Origin of the sequence: Agrobacterium sp. SORGH_AS_0745 (assembly GCF_030818995.1) — a bacterium.
GTDB classification, from domain to species: domain Bacteria; phylum Pseudomonadota; class Alphaproteobacteria; order Rhizobiales; family Rhizobiaceae; genus Agrobacterium; species Agrobacterium tumefaciens.
Window position 1 is genome coordinate 980327 of sequence record NZ_JAUTBI010000003.1, and the last position, 21301, is coordinate 1001627.

Consider the following 21301-nt stretch of genomic DNA (forward strand, 5'->3'; position numbering starts at 1 on the left):
CTCAGGCCCATTCGCCCTTGCGCATCACCGGAACTGTGGAGCCATCCGGCTTCACGCCATCGATATCCACCTTATCGGAACCGATCATCCAGTCGATGTGGATCAGGCTGGAATTGCCGCCTTGCGCCTTGATCTGATCCTGCGACAACGAAGCACCATCAACGAAGCATTTCGAATAGCATTGGCCGAGCGCAATGTGGCAGGAGGCGTTTTCGTCGAACAGCGTGTTGTAGAACAGGATGCCACTTGCCGAAATCGGCGAGGAATGCGGCACCAGTGCCACTTCACCCAGACGCCGCGCACCCTCGTCGGTATCGAGCACCTTGTTCAGCACGGCTTCGCCCTTCGAAGCCTTGGCTTCCACGATGCGGCCGCCTTCGAACTTCACCTGGATATCGTCGATCAGCGTTCCCTGATGTGAAAGCGGCTTGGTGCTGGACACGTAACCATCCACGCGCAGCGCATGCGGTGTGGTGAACACTTCTTCCGTCGGAATGTTCGGGTTGCAGGTGACACCGTTCTTGGCGGTGGAAGCGCCCCCATGCCATTCGTGGCCGTCCGCCAGGCCGATTTTCACGTCCGTGCCGGGACCGGTGAAATGCAGCGACGAGAAACGTTCACCGTTCAGCCATGCCGAACGCTTGGCGAGATTGGCGTTATGCTCCGCCCATGCCGCGACCGGATCGGCGAGATCTACCCGCGAAGCGGCGAAGATGGCGTCCGCGAGCTTGCGAACCGCTTCGTCTTCCGTCACACCGGGAAAGACCTGTTTTGCCCAGGACGGGTTTGGATAGGAGATGATGTTCCAGTTGATATCGAAGTTGGAAATCTTCTCAAGCGCCGGCTTATAGGCCGTGGAATTGGCCTTGTTGGCGCGCGCCACTTTGGCGGGATCCTGTTCGGCCAGCAGCATGGGGTTGTCGCCGGCAATCGCAAGCCGCGCCGCGCCATTGGCATAGGCCTTGGCCATGCCGTCATAGAGCCAGCCGGAAGCCCGGTCGAAATTGGCGTCGCTGGCGTGGCGGTAGCGGGAAAGCGTGGTTTCTTCGTCGGAGTAGAAGGTGGTGACCAGCCCGCCGCCGGCAAGATAGGCGTGTTTGGTCAAAAACCGCACCAGCGGCAACGCCGCCAGCGGAGCGGTGATCACCAGATCCTGATCCTTCTGCAATTGCAGGCCGACCTTGACGGCGACTTCAGCCAGTTTCTCGAGTTTGACGGGATCGATGGGGGAAACAGTCATGATCTGCCTTCGTATATTTCAATCGGAGGCGCCGACCATAGCCCATTCGCTTCGAAAGCCAAATGCTTTCAAAGCTGTGTCGAGACGTCAATCGGCCACCAAAGGTGCGACAACGGCTTTCAGCGCCGCCTGCGCGTCGCCGGGGGAAAGCCTTACCTGCAAACCGCGCTGGCCACCATTCATGTAGACATGGGAATGGGTCATGGCCCCAGTCTCTATGGCGGTCGGAACCTGTTTTTTCTGTCCAAAAGGGCTGATGCCGCCCACATGATAACCGGTTGCCCGCTCCGCATCGGCGGGCTTCATCATGCTGGCAGATTTCCCCCCGAAGGCGGCGGCGAGCTTCTTCATGCTCACTTCCCGGTCGGACGGGACGACGACGCAGACCGGCTTGCCATCCAGCTCAGCCATCAGTGTTTTCAGAACCAGATGTGGCGGTTCACCGATAGCTTCGGCCGCCTGCAGGCCGATCCGGTCGGCATTCGGGTCGTAGTCATAGGTAACTGTGGTGAAGTTCACACCGGCCTTGGTCAGCATCTGGGTAGCGCGGGTTGTCTTGGACATGGTGGCCTGCGCTCACGCAAAGAGGGACTGATAGGTTTCCGGCTTGAAACCGACGGTTATCGCCTCCTTTACCTCCAGCACCGGTCGCTTGATCATGGAGGGCTGCTCCAGCATCAGGCCAATGGCCTTTTCGCGGGTAAGATCGGCTTTCTGGCTATCGTCCAGTTTTTTGAAGGTGGTGCCGGCCCGGTTCAGAACCGTTTCCCAGCCCGCGGCATCGCACCATGTTTCGAGATGGGCCTGGTCGATGCCGGCCGTCTTGTAGTCATGGAAAGAATAGTCGACACCGTTGGCTTCCAGCCAGCTTCTGGCCTTTTTCATCGTGTCGCAGTTCTTGATGCCGTAAATGGTGACCGTCATGTTGCCTGCCTCTTTGTCTTGAACTTCCGGCATAACAAATAATGCGCCGTATTCAACCCGCAGCCTGAAGCACGGAATTCTAGCCATGCAAAAATGCAGTGTCTGACATTCAAACGAGCGCGAGCAAAGCTGCATGGCTTCCCTGCTACATCATGAGTTGTAGCAGCGGCCAAAAATGCCCATTATCTGGGCATCAAAGATGGAGAGAAAAATGCGTCAGGTTGCAAAGACATCGCGTAACTTCTTTGGCGAAACTTTCGCCGTTCTTGGTGCCGCACTTTCGGTTTCGGCCGCTGTTCGCGCGCATCGCAAGCCGGCCCGCGCCGACCTCGAAGCGCTTGGCATCGACGGCAAGGCTTTCGACAAGGTTCAGCTCTAAGCTGATTATCGTTTGCAGCGAGGCGACATCGCCTCGCTCGTGTGCATATGTTGGCGGGCCTTAGCGTTCCGCCTGCTTTCGGTTCGGCCGTTTTCTCGGACCGATCAGTTTATCCGGTAAATGCAGCTGGCTTTCGAGCGGCTCATAACGATCTGCTTTTGCGGAGAGTGCGAAGCGTCCAAGGGATTCATGTCGCGTTTCGCCATTATGGCTGAAAACAAGCTCGAAATTACCCGCAAGCCAGCTATAGGGTTTTCCTGCCGGCATCGGCTCTATCTTCCCGCAGCCATAAATCATCGTGATATGCGGCGTGTAAGATGGTGCCGCGATATAGGGAAGGTTTGCCTGTCGAAGCGCGCGTTGCAGCAGCTTCACCAGAGCGTTGATCTCCGGCAGATCACCACCGTTTCGCAGCACCAGACTATTGCGACTGCCGAAAAGCGCGCTTGCGTCCAGGGTGACCGGAACAGGCCGCGCGTTTACAGCACCCATTGCTGCCTTCAGCCTGCTTGTCAGTCCGTGAGGGATTGTCTCGAAACATCCCAAACACAGCAGGGTTATGTGCAGAAGCTCGGCGGGATATGCCTCGCGGGTTGTCCGCCCCTTGGCATGATGCGACGCATCGACAAAAATTCTTTCCGCCAATTGCCGTGGTGGCTTCAGCAGTAGCAGGAGCTTGTTTCGAAAGCGCGGATTAATGCGCCGTATTTTCTGCGGCTCCAGCCCATCAAAACAAAGCTGCCTTAAGGCTCTTTCGTCCGCCAACTCGCACTCCATGACGATGCTCCACAGCCTTATGCCAAGGCAGGAAACCTATCATTGCGCGGTGATAAAATAAAGAACAAAAGAGGAACAAAAGGCGGAATTGCTCCGCCTTCGTTTTACTCCCATTCGATCGTGCCGGGCGGCTTGCTCGTCACGTCATAGACGACACGGTTGATACCGCGGACTTCGTTGATGATGCGGGTCGCGGCGCGGCCGAGGAAATTCATGTCGTAGGGGTAGAAATCCGCCGTCATGCCATCCACGGAGGTCACGGCGCGGAGCGCACAGACGAAGTCATAGGTGCGGTAGTCACCCATGACGCCCACGGTCTGCACCGGCAGCAGCACTGCGAAGGCCTGCCATATGGTGTCGTAAAGACCCGCCTTGCGGATTTCGTCGAGATAGATCGCATCTGCCTTGCGCAGAATATCGAGCTTCTCGCGGGTGACCGCACCGGGGCAACGGATCGCCAGACCCGGGCCGGGGAAGGGATGGCGCCCGATGAAGCTTTCCGGCAGGCCAAGTTCACGGCCAAGCGCACGCACCTCGTCCTTGAAGAGCTCGCGCAGCGGCTCCACCAGCTGCATGTTCATGCGCTCGGGAAGGCCACCGACATTGTGGTGGCTCTTGATGGTGACGGAAGGACCGCCGGAGAAGGAAACGCTCTCGATGACGTCAGGGTAAAGCGTGCCCTGCGCGAGGAAATTCGGAGCACCCTTGCCGTCTGCTGCGATCTTGGCAGCTTCCGCCTCGAAGACCTCGATGAACAAACGGCCGATAGTCTTGCGCTTCACTTCCGGGTCGGAGACGCCAGAAAGCTGGCCCAGGAACATGTCTGCGGCATCCACATGTACCAGCGGGAATATTGTAATGGTCGCGGAACATGCCGACGACCTGCTCGCTTTCGCCAAGCCGCATCAGACCGTGGTCGACGTAAACGCAGGTCAGCTGGTCACCGATCGCCTCATGGATGAGGATCGCCGCAACCGAGGAATCGACGCCGCCGGAGAGTGCGCAGAGCACGCGCCCGGTGCCGACCTGATCGCGGATCTTGCGGATCATCTCGGCGCGATAGGCTGCCATCGTCCAATCGGATTTGAGACCGACGATCTTGTGCACGAAGTTGGAGAGCAGCTTGCCGCCATCTGGCGTATGCACCACTTCCGGGTGGAACATGGTGGTGTAATAGTGGCGTGTCTCGTCGGCAGCTATGGCGAAGGGTGCGTTCTCGGAGGTTGCGATAACCTCGAAACCTTCCGGCAGTTTCGTCACGCGGTCGCCGTGGCTCATCCAGACGGGATAGCTCTTGCCCTGTTCCCAGAAACCGTCGAACAGAGGGCTTGCCTTTTTGATGTCGATATCGGCGCGCCCGAATTCCGCCGCGTGACCGCCCTCGACAATGCCGCCAAGCTGGGTGCAGAGCGTCTGCTGGCCGTAGCAGATGCCGAGGATCGGAACCTTGCTGTCGAACACCGCCTGCGGCGCACGCGGGCTGCCTTCCGCCGTGACAGATGCGGGGCCGCCGGAGAAGATCACGCCCTTGGGCTGGAGCTTCTCAAACGCCTCTGCGGCATTTTGAAACGGGTGGATTTCGCAATAGACCCCGGCTTCGCGGATGCGGCGCGCAATCAGCTGCGTCACCTGGCTGCCGAAATCGATGATGAGAATGCTGTCGGGATGGGCTATCTGGGTCATGGCGAGCCTTTAAAGAAAATGGCGGCTTTAGGCAACCCGGAAGCGGGCGTCTAAAAGCGGAAATTTACTAAATCGCGAGGTTCAAAGGGTGATCGCACCATCTTCGATAGCGCGGCAAAGCCTGTCGACGGCGTCTGCGAGCTTTTCATCGATGATATGCAGGTATTCCGTCCAGTCGTCCACATGGTTCACATCTTCCCTGCCATCGGAAATACCGCGCAGGCCGATGAGCGGCACGCCGAAGCGCTGGCAGGCCCGGAGCACGGCATAGGTTTCCATTTCCACCATATCGGCATCGATCGACCCATAGGCGGCACCAGAGACGACGTTGGCGCCCGTGGAAAGCCGCGCCTCGGCAATATCGGGTATGCGCAGGGGCAAGGCCACCTCGGCCGGCAGATCGAGAAACGGCGTGCGACCCTTTTCAAAACCGAAGGCTGAGGCATCCATGTCGCGATAGGCGACAGAAATCGCCTGATAGATGCCAGTCTGGTCGAGCGTCCGCGAGCCGGCGGAGCCGAGCGAAACGACAAGGTCAGGCAGATGGTCCGCCGCATCGAGACCGGCAAGAATTGCCGTGACCGAAATCGCTGCCTCGACCGGGCCGACGCCGGTCATCAAGGGCGCGATGCGCGCCTGCAGGTGGGGGCCGTATTCGGCGGAAGCCGCCATGACGAAAAGTATGGATTTGTCTGCAACATGCAAAAGCCGGTAGCTCATCCGGTAATATCCTCGCGGCCCTTCACCACCATCATCGTGCCTGTCATGGAGGCGATGAGCTTCGCCGGCCCGTCGGAAAGGGCGTAAGCGCGGCCATCGGCAACGATCAGGTTGTTGCCCGGCTTGATGATTTCGCCACGAAACAGAAACCGCTCGCCGCGCCCGGGCGACATGAGGTTGACCTTGAACTCGATTGTCAGCAGCGAGGCTTCCGGCTCTATGATCGTATAGGCGGCATAGGTGCAGGCGGTATCCAGGCCGGCGGCAATGACACCGGCATGCAATATGCCGTGCTGCTGTGTCAGCTTTTCATGAAACGGCAGCTCGATTTCCACCAGACGGTGTTCGATGCGGCTTATCTGCGCACCGATTGCCTGCACCACACCCTGCCGCGCAAAGCTTCTTTCTATCCGCTGACGAAAATCGCCGGGATCCGTGATCTCCATTGGCTTACCTGCCTGCTTTTGTCCTCACCGCAAACTGACATGGCGTGTGGCGGCGGGCAAGGCAAGTGCCGCAGGAGCAATTAGTTCAGCACGGCGATGCTGGCATTCAGCAGCGTGGCAAAGGCGACCCAAAGGGCGTAGGGCACGAAAAGCCACATGGAGATGCGGTCGCGACTATAGGTGAGCGCAATGAAAGCCAGAATGCAGATCAGCATAGGCACGATGATGACGAGCGCGCCTGTCGGGCTTTGCATGCCGAAAAAGATGGGCGACCACAGGAAATTCAGCACCAGCTGCGTGAACCACAGACGCATGCGCGTGCCCGCCGGTCTCACGATCCATGTTCGCGCGCCTGTAATGCCGATCATCACGTAGAGCGTTGTCCAAACGGGGCCGAATATCCAGTTGGGCGGGTTGAAGGGCGGCTTCTGAAGCGACTGGTACCATTCGCCCGGCACGTTGTTGATGCCGATGAGCGCACCCAGCGCAACAACCACAACCACGAAAATGATATACACGGACAGGTTTTTCATGACGCCTCAAATGCTCTTTGGTCTTTTTTGTTCCGGTGCATTTTCAGTATTTTAGCCTGAAATACGCACGATATGCTGGTCCCACGCCACGTCGCTGCGAATAGCCTCGAAAAATCCGTCATAGGAAGAAACCGCAATGCCCTTTATGGCGGGGGCAACGCCCGCAGCCTCCCGCACGGTCGTCTCGGATACAACACGCCCGGTTTTCGCATCCAGCGTCACGGCCGCGTTGCCATTGGGTGAGGTCAGGCCCACCAGGCCATCGCGCCGGTTGACGGCGATGGCACCGACATAATTGGCAAGGCGCACCGTCGTTTGCTCTGGTAGATCGACGAAGGCAAGGTCCTCGCCCTTCGAGAAATGGCCAACAAGCGGCGGAAGATCGTTGCGTGGTCCCTCATATTGGCAGGCGAACCAGACACGCCCGTCATCGCCGAGATCGACATGGCGGGTGGAAAGCTGTCGCAACTGGTCTGGCATCGTATGTTTCTGGATCAAATGGCCGCTGGCGGCGTCCAGAAGCACGAGCGACGGCTGCATGCTGTCGACATTGAGTTTGGTTCGGCCGAAATCCGGGTGGGTCTCGATGCCGCCATTGGCGATCACGATCAGCCTGCCATCGTCGCTCACGGTCATGTCATGGGTGCCAATGCCGTGGGCGTCGTATTCACCGATGCGAGCAAATCCGTTGCGGGCATCGTAAAGCCCGATAACACCGCGATTGCCATCGAAGTCGTTTTCGCTGGCGTAGAGGATCGCACCGTCGGGAGAAAATTGTCCGTGGCCGTAGAAGTGGCGGTTTTCCGGTGTGTGCATCACGACAGGTTCGCGGCGTCGCGCGGGATCAAAGGCCATGAAGAAGGTGCCGGGCCGGCGCGCAAAGGCCACTGTCATGCCGGTCGCATGGCTCGTTGCCATTCCATGGGCGCGGGCTGGGAGCGCAACGCGGTCGATGATCTCGCCGCGTTCGCTCACAGTCGCAATGCCGTAGGAACCGTCATGGGCGCGAAAAGCGGAAGCGAAGACAGCGTCGGCGCGTTCAAGCGCATGCAGCGAGCCGGTAGCGAGCGTCGCAAGGAACGGAATGCCCGCTGCCTTGATAAAGCTGCGCCTGTCTATCAGCGTCGGCTTTTTGCCTGATATCACCGCCTCAGTCTCCGTCGGCGAAGGAAAAGCCGGAGCTGAGACCGATTGCGCCGCCATACTGGTCGTTGAGGCGGTAGATCAGGTCTTTGCCGTTCAGCAGCAGGTAATCCACCTTGGCGCGTTGCTGGTCGTCATCAAGCGCCTGTTCCACGTTGGTATCAATCGTTCCGGCAATGCGAATCATCGATTTGGCGATGAAATCGATGGAGTTGACGAGGGAGCGCTGGTCGGATGGCACGAGTTCGACCATATCGGCCGTGTGCAGGAGGGTCTGAACGGCCTTGATGTTTGCGGCAATGCTTTTCCACGTCAGGCCGGACCGCCAGTAGATCGCCGTGCGGGGAAACTTCGCCTTGTCCGGCCCTTTGTAGAACGTCTCTATGCGCTGGTCGCGGATTGCTTCAGCGCCGTGCACGAGAATGCCAAGCAGGGCAACCAGCGCCTCACGCTCATCGCGAAAGACGGGATTATCCGCGCCGGGCCGCGTCCAGTTTTTCTGCGCGCCGTCAGGTGCGTTCCAGCTGTCGGAAAGCTCCGCCGCCACATTGGCAACGTTGCCGGCAATCGCCGCGCCATAACGGCAACGGAAATCGCCCTTCTTGTCGAACAGGTCACCCGCTCCGGCGCCATAGAGCACGAATTCCAGCGCGCCGAGGCCCTGCGCTGCGACACTCTTGCCCTTCAGGCTCTCGGCGCTGGTGACGCTTTCGTCCTTTTCCGAAAGGTAACGCTGTACCTGTTTCAGGCCAAGACCCTTCTTGTCTGGGTAATAGAGCACACGTTCGAAGCGGTTGTGCTCGATCACCGGACCGACCCGAACGATCTCGATGGTTGACCAGCTGGAGACCGTATCGGCAAAGGCCGCTTTGGCCGCCTCATCCGTCGTCTTGGAAGGGGCGGCGCAGAACGCCTTCATGCTGCCTTCCAGCTTCTCTGCCGATTGCCGGAAGTGGTCATAGCCGGGACGGATGAAACCGTTCACCGCTTTTTCCATCACGCCCCGCACCTGTACGGGGTCGAGCGGTGGCGGCGGCATCAGCTCCACATCCTGCGCCATTGCGGGCCGCATGCCCAAAAGCAGCAGCACGGAGATGAGACCGGGTATTTTTCGCATGGCATTTTTCATCAAAGGGACTCCAGAAAAGCCAGCAAAGCCTGCCGGTCGGATTTTTGCAAGTCGGCAAAGGCATCGCGCGCTTTTTGCGCTTCGCCGCCGTGCCATAGTATCGCTTCTGTCAGGCTGCGCGCCCGCCCGTCATGCAGGTAAAAGCCGTTGCCATTCACGCTTCGCGTCAGACCGATACCCCAGAGCGGCTGGGTTCGCCATTCCTGCCCGCTTGCTTCGCCCACCTGCTGGCCATCGGCAAGCTCCTCTCCCATGTCGTGCAGCAGAAAATCCGAATAGGGCCAGATCAGCTGGAAAGACTGCATGGGGTCGGCAGCGTCACGGCGGGTGACGAATTTCGGTGTATGGCAGGATGTGCAGCCAGATGCGTAAAAAAGCTGCTTTCCCCGCAACACGGTGGGATCACCCACATCGCGGCGCTGCGGCACTGCAAGGTTCTCGGTGTAAAAGGTCACGAGATCGAGAATGGGGTCCGGCGCCTCCACTGGCCCAAGCCGGGGCTGCACGCCGGTCGGCATGGCAAGACAGTCTTTTTGAACGTCGGTGCAATCACCATAGGCGTTTTGCGCATCCGGCGTGGAAATGCCGATATCGTGGGAGAAGGCGCTGGCGCTCTGGTCGCGGACGCTGGCGTTCTGGGCTTTCCAGCCAAATCGGCCGAGCTTCACTTCGCCGGTCCGGTGATCCCGTACAAAAGCAGGGCGCCCGGAAATGCCGTCGCTATTTTTGTCATCCGGATCGGCGCCGGCCAGAATATCGGCATCGGCAATGGCCTCGATCAGCCCAAGCCCAAGGGTTGGCATTGCAATCCGCGCCGACAAAGTCGTATCGACGCCCAGGGGGCCATAGTGCAGGCCTGCCACGGCATAGTCTGGCTTGCGCAGCATCACCACCTCGCCGTCGGCCAGCCGCACGGGTTTCTCGATATAGGTGACGACAGGTTTGCCCTCTGCGGCGAGGCCGGGAATGGCAACGTTCTGAAGCTGCCGGCCATAGGTCTCGTCGGGAAAATTCAACACCTCGTGGCGCGCAATCGCTGCCCGTTCCGCCTCGTTGCGGGCAGACCGGGCCAGCCGCAGAAACAGGGAGACGGCATCTTCGCCGGCAAGTGGCGGTCGGCCTCTGCCGTCCTTCACATGGCAGGCCTGGCAGGATCGGGCGTTATAGAGCGGCCCCAACCCGTCCGAGGCTTGCGTGGAGGAGGGGGAAGACACCCAGAGCTTCTGGAACAGCGCATTGCCGAGCTTGAAATCCTGTTTTCGCTCAAACGGCATTGTTGCGGATGGATGCGAAAACGCGCCGCTATCGGCTTTATTGGTACTGGTCGTTGCCCCGCCGGACATGGCCTCGAAGGGCTCCGGCATGGTAAAATCCATCGTCGGCGCGGTGACAGCCTGAACGCGGCTTTGGTCTTTTTCCGTCAGATCGTCACGAAGCGGCGCGGCAAGCACTATCGATGCCACAAGGCAGGCTGCCCCGGCGAAGAAGAACGGCTTGCGGATCCGCGGCAGCGATGAGTTCATGGAAAGCATGGGAATGGCGGGCCGCAGCGATCTGCGGCCCGCATTGGCTCTTATTTGAAGACGGCGTTCGGATTATCGAGGCTGGCGGAACCCTCAAGTTCGATCTTGCCGAGATCGAGTGCCGCAATCACGCGTTCGACGGTTTTCGTCTGGTCGAGAAGGCCGTCGATGGCCGCCTGAACCACGGCGTTGCCTTCCTTGTTGCCTTCGCCGATCATCTGGTCGTAGGCCTCGACCGTCTGGGCACGCTTTTCCATGGCATGCATGGCGTCGAGCGTCTTGTTCAGCTTCGCCGTCATCTCGTCGTTCAGCGCCTTGTCCTTGGCGCCGACCAGCTCCGACAGCGAGGCGCCGGTCATCTTCGTTCCATCCACACGGGTATATTCGCCGGTATAGGCAGATGCGATGCCGATGGCGTCGTTAAGATGCGAATTATAGGTATTGTCTGAGAAGCAATCATGCTCCTCTTCCGGATCGTGCAGCAGAAGGCCGAGCTTCATGCGCTCCCCTGCCAGCTCGCCATAGGAAAGAGAGCCCATGCCGGTGAGAATGGCGGTCAGGCCGGCTTTCGGGTCGGCTTCCACTGTCTTGGTGGCTTCGCCTTCCGGCGCCCAGGCGTCCACCATTTCCTGAAGATCCTTGATCAGCAGGGTAGAGGCGGACTTCAGGTAATCGGCGCGGCGGTCGCAATTGCCGTTCGTGCAATTCTTCTTGTCGTAGTCGGTATAGGGGCGGTTGCCCGCACCCGGTCCGGTGCCGTTCAGGTCCTGGCCCCAGAGCAGGAATTCGATGGCGTGGTAACCGGTCGTCACATTGGCTTCGACATCGCCCGCCTCGTGCAGGCTTTCGATCAGTTCGGGGGTGATCTTCGAGGTATCGACATCTTCGCCACTGATCTTGATCTTCGGATTGGCGATGATGTTTGCGACGTAAAGCTCGTTCTCGTCGCTCTCGGTGCCGTAGGAACCGTCGACATAGTCGATCAGGCCTTCATCCAGCGGCCAGGCGTTTACCTTGCCTTCCCAGGCGTCGACCACAGGGTTGCCGAAACGATAGACCTCCGATTGCTGGTAGGGAACGCGCGCCTTGATCCACGCTTCACGTGCAGCTTTCAGCGTTCCTTCGCTCGGTGTTGCGATCAGCGCGTCGATTGCCTTGTCCAGCGCCTTCGCCGTGGTCAGCGAATCCTCGTATTTCGCATGCGCGACGTCGGCGTAATGCTTGACGACAGCGGCGGCGTCGGTCGCAGCGCGGGCGGGAAGCGCGGTGAAGGTCGCGGATGCGGCCAGAAGCGCGAAAGACGCGCTGAGAATGGTTTTGCGGATCATGATCCCTCTCCTTGGGCAGGCGTGAAATAACTTCACGCTGCGGCAAGCGAGTTCTGACCCAATCGCAAACTTGTGTCAAATATTCTAGTTTAGAATGCTTTGAAACAAGCTACTCGGTATTTTTCGAAGTAAAATCAGCGCGTGCAAAACCTGTTTCACGCTTTGCGTTTCATTACGCAGAAGAAGAAACCATCCGTATCTGTAGTTGCAGGCGTCAGCGTCACTGTCTTGCCGTCAGAGGAATGCGGTTTGTTTGCATTGCCGCCAAAAGTCGTCTGCCAGCGATCCAGTGCCGAACCGATATAGAATTGCGGATTTTCTTCGCAGAAGCGCGTGACCTGCTGCTCGTTTTCCTCGGGCAGAACCGAGCAGGTGACATAAAGCAGCTCGCCGCCGGGGCGTACAAAACCCTTGGCCTGCGAAAGGGCCTCGCCCTGCTGCTGTACCCGTTCTTCCAGATTGCGTGTCGTCAGCCGCCATTTGGTGTCGGGCCGCCGGCGCCATGTTCCGGTGCCAGTGCAGGGGGCGTCCACCAGAACGCGATCGAATTTTTCATGAAACGGGACAAGTCCGGCTGCGCGGTCATGAACCTGCACATTGCGCGTGCCGGCTCGTTTCAGCCGCTCGATGATCGGCGCGAGCCGCTTGCGATCGGCGTCGAAGGCGTGAACCTGACCCTTGTTGTTCATGCTGGCGGCCATGGCCAGCGTCTTGCCGCCGCCACCGGCGCAATAATCGAGGATCTGTTCGCCTTCATGCGCGCCGGCAAGATCGGCAACGATCTGCGATCCCTCGTCCTGAACTTCGAACCAGCCTTTCTGGAAGGACAGTTCTGCGGTCACATTCGGCAGGCGGGAAGGGCCTTCGCCGGCGGGGATGCGGACACCCTGACGGGCGATGTGCGTGGCTTCCGCACCGCTCTCTTCCACCGCCTTCAGCACCTTGTCGCGAGTGGCCTTCAGCGTGTTGGCCCGCAGATCAAGTGTCGGGCGCTGGTTCAGCGCCTGCGCCTCGGCAAGCCAGCCCTCTCCGAACGCCGTCTCGAAGGATGCTTGAACCCATTCGGGAATGTCGCCCTGAATATGGGCTGGTGCATCGGCGAGAGAACGGGAGAGAAAGGCTTTCTGCTTTTCTTCATCAGGCGCGGCAGGGGCAAATTTGTCGCCGTCGAATTCCGCCGCAAGTTCCGAAAAGCTCTTGCCCCATTGGCGCAGCAGAACTGCATAACCAAGCGAGGCGGCGCTGTCGTCATCCATCAGCCAGGCGTGTGACAGTTTCATGCGCAGCGCGTCATAGACGATGTTGCCGATCGCGGCCCTGTCACCCGAACCTGCGAAACGATGGGCAAGTCCCCAGTCCTTCAGAGCATCGGCAACGGGACGCCTGCGTCCCTCAATATCCGCCAATACTTCGATTGCTCCGGCCAAACGCCCGCCCAAACGCATTGTCTACCTCATTTTGCTGATTAGCCCGGTTGGTAGACGCGAATGGCGGCAAGGGCAAGGCTCAATCGGCGCTGACGACCTCGTAGCAGACCTTGGCGGTGCCGGAACTGATCATGCCGATGTTTTTGGCAGCGGCCTTGGAAAGATCGAGAACGCGACCCTTGATGAACGGACCGCGGTCATTGATGCGTACCACAACGGCCTTGCCGTTACGGGCATTGGTAACCTTGACCTTGGTGCCGAACCGCAGCGAGCGGTGAGCGGCGGTCATGTTGGCGGCGTTCATACGCTCGCCCGAAGCAGTCTTGGAGCTCAACGCATACCACGATGCCCCTCCACAACCATTTGCCGCATTCGCCTGAAGAGGCGCAATGATGGAACAGGCGGCTATAGTTGCGACGGTGAAAGTTATACGACGGATATTCAACAAACTGTGCTTCCCTGAAAATCGGCCCCGCGCCGATTGATTGTGCCCTTGCTAAACGGCCATTGTCTGGCCTGAACGCGTTTGAATGCGAGATTGTAGGGCGAGGGAAAAATGGCGAAAAAAAGCTGATCTCAAATCACGAAGTGTTACAGACCGTAACATTCGTGATCGTTAGCCGGAAAGGTGTCGTCGGTGCCTTATTGTTGAAAAGTGGAAAAAATGACGCAGAATCAATGCTTAATGGAAATGCTGTTACAAGTCACGCCTTCGTGAATCCAGTTCACGAAATGTGAGTGAAATATTTTTCTAATGGCTACGATTTTAGCGATTTTTGCATGGTTAATAAAAGCCTAATTGACTGAAAAACCACCAAAACCATCCTCAAAAACGGGTTTGGAAGGATTTTTCATCGCTTTTAAATGGGGGATTTTTGGCCCCGCCAGAGGCCGCTTTCCCACAATTGTGTCAGGGAGATTTTGTACTCCGGGAAGCTGAAATCGAAACCGAGGCCACGTATCCTGGCGTTGGAAACGCGCTTGTTCTCGCCGTAGAAGGAGCGTGCCATCGGCGTCAGATCGGCGGTCTCGAATGCCTGTTCGGGAGGCGGCTCAACGCCCATCAACGTGGCGGCGAAGCTCACCACATCCTGCGGCGGGGCGGGTTCATCATCCGTCACATTGAAGAGGCCGCGTTCATTTCTCCGCGCCAGAAAGGCGTGGGCCGCACCAATATCCTCAACCCGGATGCGGTTGAACACCTGGTCTTTCTTCACCAGCCTGCGCGCCGTTCCCTTTTCGAAATTCATGAAACTATTGCGTCCGGGGCCGTAAATTCCCGAAAGGCGCAAGATGGCAAGCGGCACGCCCGCTTTTTCAGCAGCCGCAGCCCACGCGGTTTCGGCAGCAACGCGTTCCACGGACCGGGCGGACACCGGGCGGCACGGGGTTTCCTCATCCACCCATGCGCCGTCATGGTCGCCATAGACGCCAACGGTGGAAAGATAAGCGATCCATTCAAGCTTGGGCAGAAGCCGTTTCAGGTCGTCGCCCAAAAGCGCAAGCAGTGGATCTCCATCCTTGCCCGGCGCGATGGACTGCACGAGATGGGTGACATTGGTCATTGTGGCGATGAGATCGTCATTAAGATGGGCACCGTCGAACAGGAAGGGTGTCATGCCAGTTGCAGCAAGGCTTGCGAACTTGTCCGTGCTGCGCGTGGTGCCCGATATCGTTGCAGCTTCGGTTTTCAGCGCGTTTGCGATGGCCTTGCCCGAATATCCTGCGCCGAAAATCATCACATGCATGGGTCACGCCTCTGCCAGTTGCCATTCCATTTCAGCCTCCGGATCAGGCTCCGGGGCGCGGCCGGCAGAGTATGCACGGAACTCCTCGCTGTCCATAAGCTGCGACAAAGCCCATGCGGCCATGCCGCGCACCTCCGGTGCCGGGTCTTTTTCGGCGAGAGACTTGCATTGCTGCACGAATTGCCGGTCGCGCGAGTTTCCAGCAGCTATCAGAACGTTGCGGATGAAGCGGTTACGCCCGATGCGCTTGACCGGTGAGCCGCTGAAGAAGCTGCGGAAGGCAGCGTCATCCAGCGTCAGCAGGAAGGCGATGGAAGGTTCCTTCAAATCCTCGCGCGCCTGCAGCTTCATCTCGGAGGCGCTGGCCGCGAATTTGTTCCAGGGACAGGCGGCAAGGCAATCGTCGCAGCCATAGATGCGGTTGCCTATCATCGGCCGGAACTCGTGCGGGATGACGCCTTTGTGCTCAATGGTGAGGTAGGAGATGCAGCGGCGGGCGTCCAGCTGGTAGGGGGCGGGGAAGGCGGCCGTCGGACAGGCATCGAGACAGGCGCGACAGGAGCCGCAATGGTCCTTCTCGGCCTCATCAAGAAAAAGCTCGGCGGTGGTGAACATGCTGCCGAGAAACAGCCAGGAACCATGGGTGCGGCTGACCAGATTGGTGTGTTTGCCCTGCCAGCCGAGACCCGCGGCTGCGGCAAGCGGTTTTTCCATCACCGGCGCAGTGTCAACGAAGACCTTCACGTCCTCGCCGGCGCGCGCGGCAAAACGGGTGGCGATTTCTTTCAGTCGCCCTTTTATGACGTCGTGATAGTCGCGGTTGCGGGCATAGACCGAAATGGCTGCCTTGTCGGATTTCGAAAGAACGCCGCGAGGATCTTCCTCAGGCCCGTAATTCAGCCCGAACATGACAATGGAGCGCACGTCACCCCACAGCGTTTTCGGCTCGGCGCGACGGGCTTCGGTCTCCTCCATCCACGCCATCGTGCCATGATAGCCCTTATCGAGAAACTGCCTCAACCGTCCCGGTGCCAGCGGAATGCTGTCCGGCGCGGTGATACGACAGAGATCGAAGCCGAGCGAAAGCGCCTCCTGACGAACGAAGTCCGTCAGTTTGCGAGCGCGTATCCGCTGCTTGTCGCTGGCAACGTCGATGGTCGTTTCTCCTGCGGGTTACTCTGCGACATATATATGCGTAGCTACACGCCGCAGCAAATAACCGGGAGGCCGGAACCTAGAAATCCAGATCGGCGTAGTGGGAGGAGGGGGCAAGGCGCGGAATGCGCTCGCTGAGGAACGGCCGGAAGGACGGGCGCGATTTCAGCCGCTGATACCATTCTTTGGCAATTGGCGCTTCGAGCCAGTTGATTTCGCCGAGATAATCCAGCACCGAGACAGAGGCGGCGGCGGCAAGGTCGGCATAACTCAACCGGTCGCCCGCCAGCCACGTCCGCGAACCCGCCAGCCATTCCAGATATTTGATGTGCTGACGAACATTGTTACGCGCGGTGCGCAGAAGCTTGGAATCCGGGGGGCCACCACCCTGCGCCGCCGTCATCTGCAATTTATAAACCCGCTCCCGCACCAGCGGTCGGGTCACATCGTTTTCCATCTTCTGCAGGAACCACTCGGTCAAGCGGCGGATTTCCGCCCGCTGAAACGGGTCTTCCGCCAGCAATCGCCGGTCACGCTTCAAAACCCCGTGCGTTTCGTCGAGAAACTCGGCGAGCACGTAGGGACCGCTGAGAGAGCGCATATTATCATCGAGATAGACCGGCAGGGTGCCCGCCGGATTCAGCGCCAGAAACTCCCGCCTTCTTTCCCACGGCTGCTCCTCCACGAGATCGGTCTGGAACCCGTATTCCGAAAGGATCAGACGAACGAACCGCGATGCGGTCGACATGGGAGAGTGATAGAGAGTTGGCATCGGTACTCAATTTTTACGATTGGTTGTCATGATCGACAATTGCCGGAAAACTTTTTCAGTTTCGCTTCATCAAGACGCTATAAGAGCTTGGCTACTTTAAAACAAGTTTAACGCAATTGCTTTCCATTCCCGCTTCCCCCTGAAAAAAGGATACCTCATGGGTGACCAATCGATCATCAGCGCGCTTTTGCTGGGCATTATCGAGGGTCTTACGGAGTTCATTCCCGTTTCCTCAACGGCGCATGTGCTGCTGTCCGGGCATTTTCTCGGCTTCAAATCGCCGGGCAACACCTTTGCCGTTCTCATTCAGCTCGGCGCGATCATTGCTATCCTTCTTGTTTATTTTCAGAAGCTTGTGTCGATCGCCATGGCGATGCCAACAAGTGCCAAGGCGCGCCGCTTCGTGCTGGCCGTCGCTGTCGCCTTCCTGCCAGCGGCGGTGATCGGCGCTCTGGCGCATGACTTCATCAAGACGGTGCTGTTCGAAACACCCATCCTCATCTGTATCGTGCTGGTTATCGGCGGCGTCATATTGCTGGCCGTCGACCGAATGCCGCTGAAGCCCAGATATACCGACATTATGGATTATCCGCCGTCGCTTGCCTTCAAGATCGGTCTGTTCCAGTGCCTTGCGATGGTTCCGGGCACCTCCCGGTCCGGCGCTACCATTGTTGGCGCGCTGTTGATGGGCACGGACAAGCGCTCCGCCGCCGAATTCTCGTTTTTCCTGGCGATGCCGACCATGCTCGGCGCGTTTGTGCTCGATCTCTACAAGAACCGCGATGCGCTGAGCTTCGATGACAGTGCGCTGATTGCCGTAGGCTTCATCGCCGCTTTCGTCTCCGGCCTGTTCGTCGTGCGCTCGCTGCTGGACTTCGTCTCGCGACGCGGTTTTGCACCCTTTGCCTGGTGGCGCATCGTCATCGGCTCGCTGGGTCTGGCGGCACTTCTGCTCTACCGTTGAGCCGAGCTTTAAAATAGCCGTTCGTTTCCAATGCACGGACAAAATAAAAAAGCGCCCCGGAGAATCCGGAGGCGCTTTTTTTATTTGAGACTTGTGAAAGCTGATCAGTTCGTGCTGATCGAAGCCGTTGCGCAAGGGTCAACACCGTAGGCGGGAGCGCAACCGCTCTTGCCCGCTGCAACCGTGCCCGGCGCCATGAAAGAACCCGCCAGAACCACCAAAGCCGCACACGCAAAAAAGAGTGCGATAGATCTGCCCATTTTATTATTGCCTTTCAGACGTTCGTTCGCGCGGATTACGCCGCCGTGTGTGAAGTGAGGGTTCTGGATATGTTAGGAATGTGGCCATTATCAATAAAGCGGCTTGCTGAATACCGGGTTAATGCGAAGTCTTTTCCACAGTTGCGCTTGTGCCACGCTTGGCTGTGGAGGCCACTTTGCCGTTAACTTTTACCCGGCTGTTCAAAACAGCTTCAGTCGATGGTGCACCTCCCCTGCAGTTGAGGGGGAAATGCGCCAATAGCGGTTTGGTTGCGATTGAATTGCGCAAAAACAAAAAGCGGGAATGGTTCCCGCTTTCGTTCAGATCGTTAATGCGCGACGGTAGGCTTATGCTGCTTTTCCGGCGTTCGAGAACTGTCCGTGCGGGCGATAGTGCACCATGTAGGACGGCAGGACGGAAGCAACGCGAACGGGCGTAATGCCGATGCCTTCCAGGGTCAGGCCGTTCTTTTCCGCGTCAGCGGAAACGACATTATCCTTTTTCAGCATGGTCACCTGATCGACAGTCAGCGGCGGCGTAATCAGCGGCACCAGCGAAGCGATTTTTCCGATCATTGAGGCGACGCCGAAAGGCAGGTTGACGAAAGGACGCTGACGGTAGGTTGCGGCAAGAACCGCCTCAAGACAGTCGCGGAACGTCATGACGTCCTGGCCACCCAGTTCATAGATGGCGCCGGGCTTCAGCTTGCCATCCACGCTGCGGGCAACGGCCTCCGCTACATCTTCGACATAGACCGGCTGAAACTTGGTTTTTCCGCCGCCGATCAGCGGCAGGAACGGCAGGCTGCGGGCCATCTTGGCGAATTTATTGAAGAAGTCGTCTTCCGGTCCAAAGATGATCGAAGGACGCAGGATCACGGCGCCGGGCAGAACGGAATGGATTGCTGCCTCGGCGCGGCCCTTTGTGCGGCCGTAGCCGGTCGACGAATTGGCATCGGCACCGATGGCGGAGATGTGCGTCAGCGTTGCACCGGCGTTGCGGGCTGCCTCGGCAATGGCTTTCGCGCCGAATTCCTGCACGGCGTCAAAGGTGTTGCGGCCGCTTTCGGCCAGAATGCCAACGCAATTGACCACGTGGTCGGCGTCTTCGATGGCTTTGACGATGGAGTCGCGATACCGCAGGTTCGCCTGGGCAAACGAGATCTGGCCGACATTGCCGAGCGGCTGCAGGAAACCAGCAAGATCGGGACGGCGCACGGCAACGCGGATGCGATAACCGCGCTTGGCGAGCATCCGCACGACATGCCGCCCGACGAAACCCGAACCGCCGAAAACGGTGACGAGGGGTGGAAGGTTGGCCAAGGTCATGGGAGGCTCCTCAGAAGCTGTCGATAAAGCGTTTTTCAGTCTCTTAGCCCAAAGCCGTGCGCGCGTGAAGAGACGTTGTCACAAGGCCCGGGACTAGTTTTGGAAATGCGGTTGAGGACCGTCAAATTCCTTCGACGATCATCATCTCCGCGTCGGCGACTTCCTGACGGATTTTGGCCGCCGCCTGGTATTCGGGCGAGTTGTAGCAATCGATCGCGTGCTGCACAGAGGGGAATTCGATGATGACGTTGCGTGCGCGTGCCTTGCCCTCAAGTTCGGTCAACGCACCGCCGCGGGCGAGAAAGTTGGCGCCGAACCGCTCGAAAGCGGGCTTCGCAGTCGACACGTAGTCCTTGTAGCGTTCGTTGTCGCGTACATCCACGCGCGCTATCCAGTAACCCTTTGCCATTTCGTCTCCTCCGATGGTCCTTATTGATTTGCCGGAAAGCTGGCGCGCAGCATGTCGTCAAGAATGGCGCGGGCCGCTGCTTTCGGATCTTCTGCTCTGACGATGGGGCGGCCGACAACCAGATGGCTCGAACCGGCCTTCATGGCGTCAAAAGGCGTCATCACGCGCTTCTGGTCTCCCGCCTCCGCACCGGCCGGGCGAATACCAGGGGTGACGACGGCAAGGTCGGGGCCCAAGATTTCACGCACCGCCGTCGATTCCTCTGCCGAACAGACGATGCCGCCCATGCCCGCCTCGCGCGCCTGTTCCGCACGGCGCAGCACCAGCGAACGGGCATCCGATGCATAGCCGGCTTCCGCAAGATCGGCATCATCCATAGAGGTTAGCACGGTGACACCAAGCAAGCAGAGGCCAGAGCCTTCGGCTGCCTTGACTGCGGCGCGCATGGCTTTCGGGTAGGCATGCAGGGTCAGCATCGACATGCCCATGCGGGCGATGTTTTCGACGCCGGAGCCGACGGTGTTGTCGATGTCGAGCAGTTTCATGTCGAGAAAGACTTTCTTGCCGCTCTGGGCAAGGTCGCGGGCGAATTCGAGACCACCGGCAAAAACCAGCTGATAGCCGATCTTGTAGAACAGAACCTCATCGCCAATCTTCGACACGATGTCTTCAGCTTGTTGCACAGTCGGAACATCGAGCCCGACGATCAGTTTTTCGCGCGCGGTCATTGTCTTATCCCTGCCATGTTTCCATTGCCGTCCAGTCGCATGTGGGGCGCTGAGCTGCAAGTGAAAATTCGGCGATTGGGAACCGGAAAAGATTGCCGCCGCCGGGTGGCTGGTCCTTGCTGCGACTGATGCCGACGCCTTCGATATAGCATTTCAAAAGCGTGCCGACGCCGCCATGGCCGACAAAGGCAATCGGCTGTTGCGGGTCGTGCCGGTCTAGAACGGCCCTGACGGCGTTAACAATTCGCGCCTGCGCATCGATTGCCCGTTCCCAGCCGTGAAAGCTTTCTCGCGGATGGGCAAAAAACCAGTCGGCAGCCTTTTCGAATTCCGGCGGCGTCAGGAAGCCTGTTGCCGACCGGTCGTTCTCATGCATCACCTCGATGATCTCAATATCCGCGCCGGATGTTTCAGCAAGGATTCGGGCGGTTTCGATGGCTTTGGTTTCCGCGCTCGACACGATCCGGCGCAATGCGCGTGCCCATGGCAGGCGGCTTGCCTCACACGCCCGCCGTGCACCCAAGTCCGAAAGTCCCCATTCCGGAACCGGAAACCGCCGGATCGATCCGGACCTGGGGATGGGTAATGTAGAGGGCATGCATGGGAACGGTCCTCAATGGCGATGGAAGGGCAAATCAGGACCCTAACCATCTGTCACGACCGGGAAATGACGGCCCTTGCCCA

General features: G+C 58.9%; 21 protein-coding genes and 2 pseudogenes. 2 read left to right on the forward strand and 21 right to left on the reverse strand.

What is annotated here, in order from left to right; all coding sequences use genetic code 11:
- Position 1 precedes the first annotated feature (1 nt).
- From QE432_RS14485 to QE432_RS14495, 3 genes are all read right to left on the reverse strand, one after another.
- Complete coding sequence (locus tag QE432_RS14485; protein ID WP_003514657.1) at positions 2 to 1240, reverse strand: aminopeptidase; 1239 nt, start codon at positions 1238 to 1240, stop codon at positions 2 to 4.
- Positions 1241 to 1327: 87 nt separating this feature from the next.
- Complete coding sequence (gene ybaK, locus QE432_RS14490) at positions 1328 to 1804, reverse strand: Cys-tRNA(Pro) deacylase (RefSeq protein WP_306624732.1); 477 nt, start codon at positions 1802 to 1804, stop codon at positions 1328 to 1330.
- 12 nt (positions 1805 to 1816) lie between these two features.
- A complete protein-coding gene (locus QE432_RS14495) occupies positions 1817 to 2164 on the reverse strand; it encodes an ArsC family reductase (protein WP_026330659.1) in 348 nt (115 codons plus the stop codon).
- Between the two features lie 211 nt (positions 2165 to 2375).
- On the opposite strand from QE432_RS14495, the gene QE432_RS14500 reads away from it, so the two are divergent.
- Complete coding sequence (locus tag QE432_RS14500; RefSeq protein WP_003503889.1) at positions 2376 to 2543, forward strand: hypothetical protein; 168 nt, start codon at positions 2376 to 2378, stop codon at positions 2541 to 2543.
- A 60-nt stretch (positions 2544 to 2603) separates the two neighbouring features.
- Here QE432_RS14500 and QE432_RS14505 read toward each other — a convergent pair whose 3' ends face one another.
- From QE432_RS14505 to QE432_RS14570, 14 genes and pseudogenes are all read right to left on the reverse strand, one after another.
- On the reverse strand, positions 2604 to 3320 hold the full coding sequence (locus tag QE432_RS14505) for a 2'-5' RNA ligase family protein (protein ID WP_065703704.1): 717 nt from the start codon (positions 3318 to 3320) through the stop codon (positions 2604 to 2606).
- Positions 3321 to 3424: 104 nt separating this feature from the next.
- Positions 3425 to 5003 (reverse strand): annotated as a pseudogene (guaA, locus tag QE432_RS14510) (glutamine-hydrolyzing GMP synthase).
- Between the two features lie 81 nt (positions 5004 to 5084).
- Positions 5085 to 5723, reverse strand: coding sequence for a 5'-methylthioadenosine/S-adenosylhomocysteine nucleosidase (locus QE432_RS14515; RefSeq protein ID WP_013635336.1), 639 nt, complete (start codon positions 5721 to 5723; stop codon positions 5085 to 5087).
- Positions 5720 to 6169 (reverse strand): PaaI family thioesterase, encoded by a 450-nt coding sequence (locus QE432_RS14520; protein ID WP_003514669.1) that lies wholly within the window; start codon positions 6167 to 6169, stop codon positions 5720 to 5722. The genes QE432_RS14515 and QE432_RS14520 overlap by 4 nt, the downstream gene beginning before the upstream one ends.
- A gap of 80 nt (positions 6170 to 6249) precedes the next feature.
- Positions 6250 to 6702 (reverse strand): TspO/MBR family protein, encoded by a 453-nt coding sequence (locus tag QE432_RS14525; RefSeq protein ID WP_013635337.1) that lies wholly within the window; start codon positions 6700 to 6702, stop codon positions 6250 to 6252.
- Between the two features lie 51 nt (positions 6703 to 6753).
- Positions 6754 to 7848: a DUF1513 domain-containing protein gene (locus QE432_RS14530; protein WP_306624736.1), complete on the reverse strand. Its 1095-nt coding sequence runs from the start codon at positions 7846 to 7848 to the stop codon at positions 6754 to 6756.
- 4 nt (positions 7849 to 7852) lie between these two features.
- Positions 7853 to 8974 (reverse strand): imelysin family protein, encoded by a 1122-nt coding sequence (locus tag QE432_RS14535; protein ID WP_306624738.1) that lies wholly within the window; start codon positions 8972 to 8974, stop codon positions 7853 to 7855.
- Complete coding sequence (locus QE432_RS14540; RefSeq protein WP_306624740.1) at positions 8974 to 10506, reverse strand: di-heme oxidoreductase family protein; 1533 nt, start codon at positions 10504 to 10506, stop codon at positions 8974 to 8976. The genes QE432_RS14535 and QE432_RS14540 overlap by 1 nt, the downstream gene beginning before the upstream one ends.
- 41 nt (positions 10507 to 10547) lie before the next feature.
- Positions 10548 to 11825: an imelysin family protein gene (locus QE432_RS14545; RefSeq protein WP_003514680.1), complete on the reverse strand. Its 1278-nt coding sequence runs from the start codon at positions 11823 to 11825 to the stop codon at positions 10548 to 10550.
- Between the two features lie 155 nt (positions 11826 to 11980).
- Positions 11981 to 13270 carry an RsmB/NOP family class I SAM-dependent RNA methyltransferase gene (locus QE432_RS14550; protein ID WP_306624742.1) on the reverse strand — a complete coding sequence of 430 codons (1290 nt, stop codon included), beginning with the start codon at positions 13268 to 13270 and terminating at the stop codon, positions 11981 to 11983.
- 61 nt (positions 13271 to 13331) lie between these two features.
- A complete protein-coding gene (locus QE432_RS14555; protein ID WP_013635343.1) occupies positions 13332 to 13700 on the reverse strand; it encodes a septal ring lytic transglycosylase RlpA family protein in 369 nt (122 codons plus the stop codon).
- Positions 13701 to 14112: 412 nt separating this feature from the next.
- A complete protein-coding gene (locus QE432_RS14560) occupies positions 14113 to 15000 on the reverse strand; it encodes an SDR family oxidoreductase (protein ID WP_306624744.1) in 888 nt (295 codons plus the stop codon).
- A 3-nt stretch (positions 15001 to 15003) separates the two neighbouring features.
- Positions 15004 to 16155: a tRNA epoxyqueuosine(34) reductase QueG gene (gene queG, locus QE432_RS14565; protein WP_112752236.1), complete on the reverse strand. Its 1152-nt coding sequence runs from the start codon at positions 16153 to 16155 to the stop codon at positions 15004 to 15006.
- Positions 16156 to 16234: 79 nt separating this feature from the next.
- Entirely contained in the window at positions 16235 to 16927 is a 693-nt protein-coding gene (locus QE432_RS14570) for a glutathione S-transferase family protein (RefSeq protein WP_003514689.1), read from the reverse strand.
- A 157-nt stretch (positions 16928 to 17084) separates the two neighbouring features.
- Between QE432_RS14570 and QE432_RS14575 the strand changes: the two genes are divergently transcribed.
- The gene (locus tag QE432_RS14575) at positions 17085 to 17891 is read left to right on the forward strand and encodes an undecaprenyl-diphosphate phosphatase (RefSeq protein ID WP_306624746.1); all 807 of its coding nucleotides are present in this window, start codon (positions 17085 to 17087) and stop codon (positions 17889 to 17891) included.
- Positions 17892 to 18499: 608 nt separating this feature from the next.
- Here the strand turns inward: QE432_RS14575 and QE432_RS14580 are convergent.
- The 4 genes and pseudogenes from QE432_RS14580 to QE432_RS14595 all read right to left on the reverse strand — a co-directional run bounded on the left by QE432_RS14580 (position 18500) and on the right by QE432_RS14595 (position 21219).
- Positions 18500 to 19480: a complex I NDUFA9 subunit family protein gene (locus tag QE432_RS14580; RefSeq protein ID WP_003514695.1), complete on the reverse strand. Its 981-nt coding sequence runs from the start codon at positions 19478 to 19480 to the stop codon at positions 18500 to 18502.
- A 121-nt stretch (positions 19481 to 19601) separates the two neighbouring features.
- A complete protein-coding gene (locus tag QE432_RS14585; protein ID WP_003514697.1) occupies positions 19602 to 19889 on the reverse strand; it encodes a DUF1330 domain-containing protein in 288 nt (95 codons plus the stop codon).
- 20 nt (positions 19890 to 19909) lie between these two features.
- The gene (pyrF, locus tag QE432_RS14590) at positions 19910 to 20617 is read right to left on the reverse strand and encodes an orotidine-5'-phosphate decarboxylase (RefSeq protein WP_306624748.1); all 708 of its coding nucleotides are present in this window, start codon (positions 20615 to 20617) and stop codon (positions 19910 to 19912) included.
- Between the two features lie 4 nt (positions 20618 to 20621).
- A pseudogene (locus QE432_RS14595) lies at positions 20622 to 21219 on the reverse strand (histidine phosphatase family protein).
- Between the last annotated feature and the right edge of the window lie 82 nt (positions 21220 to 21301).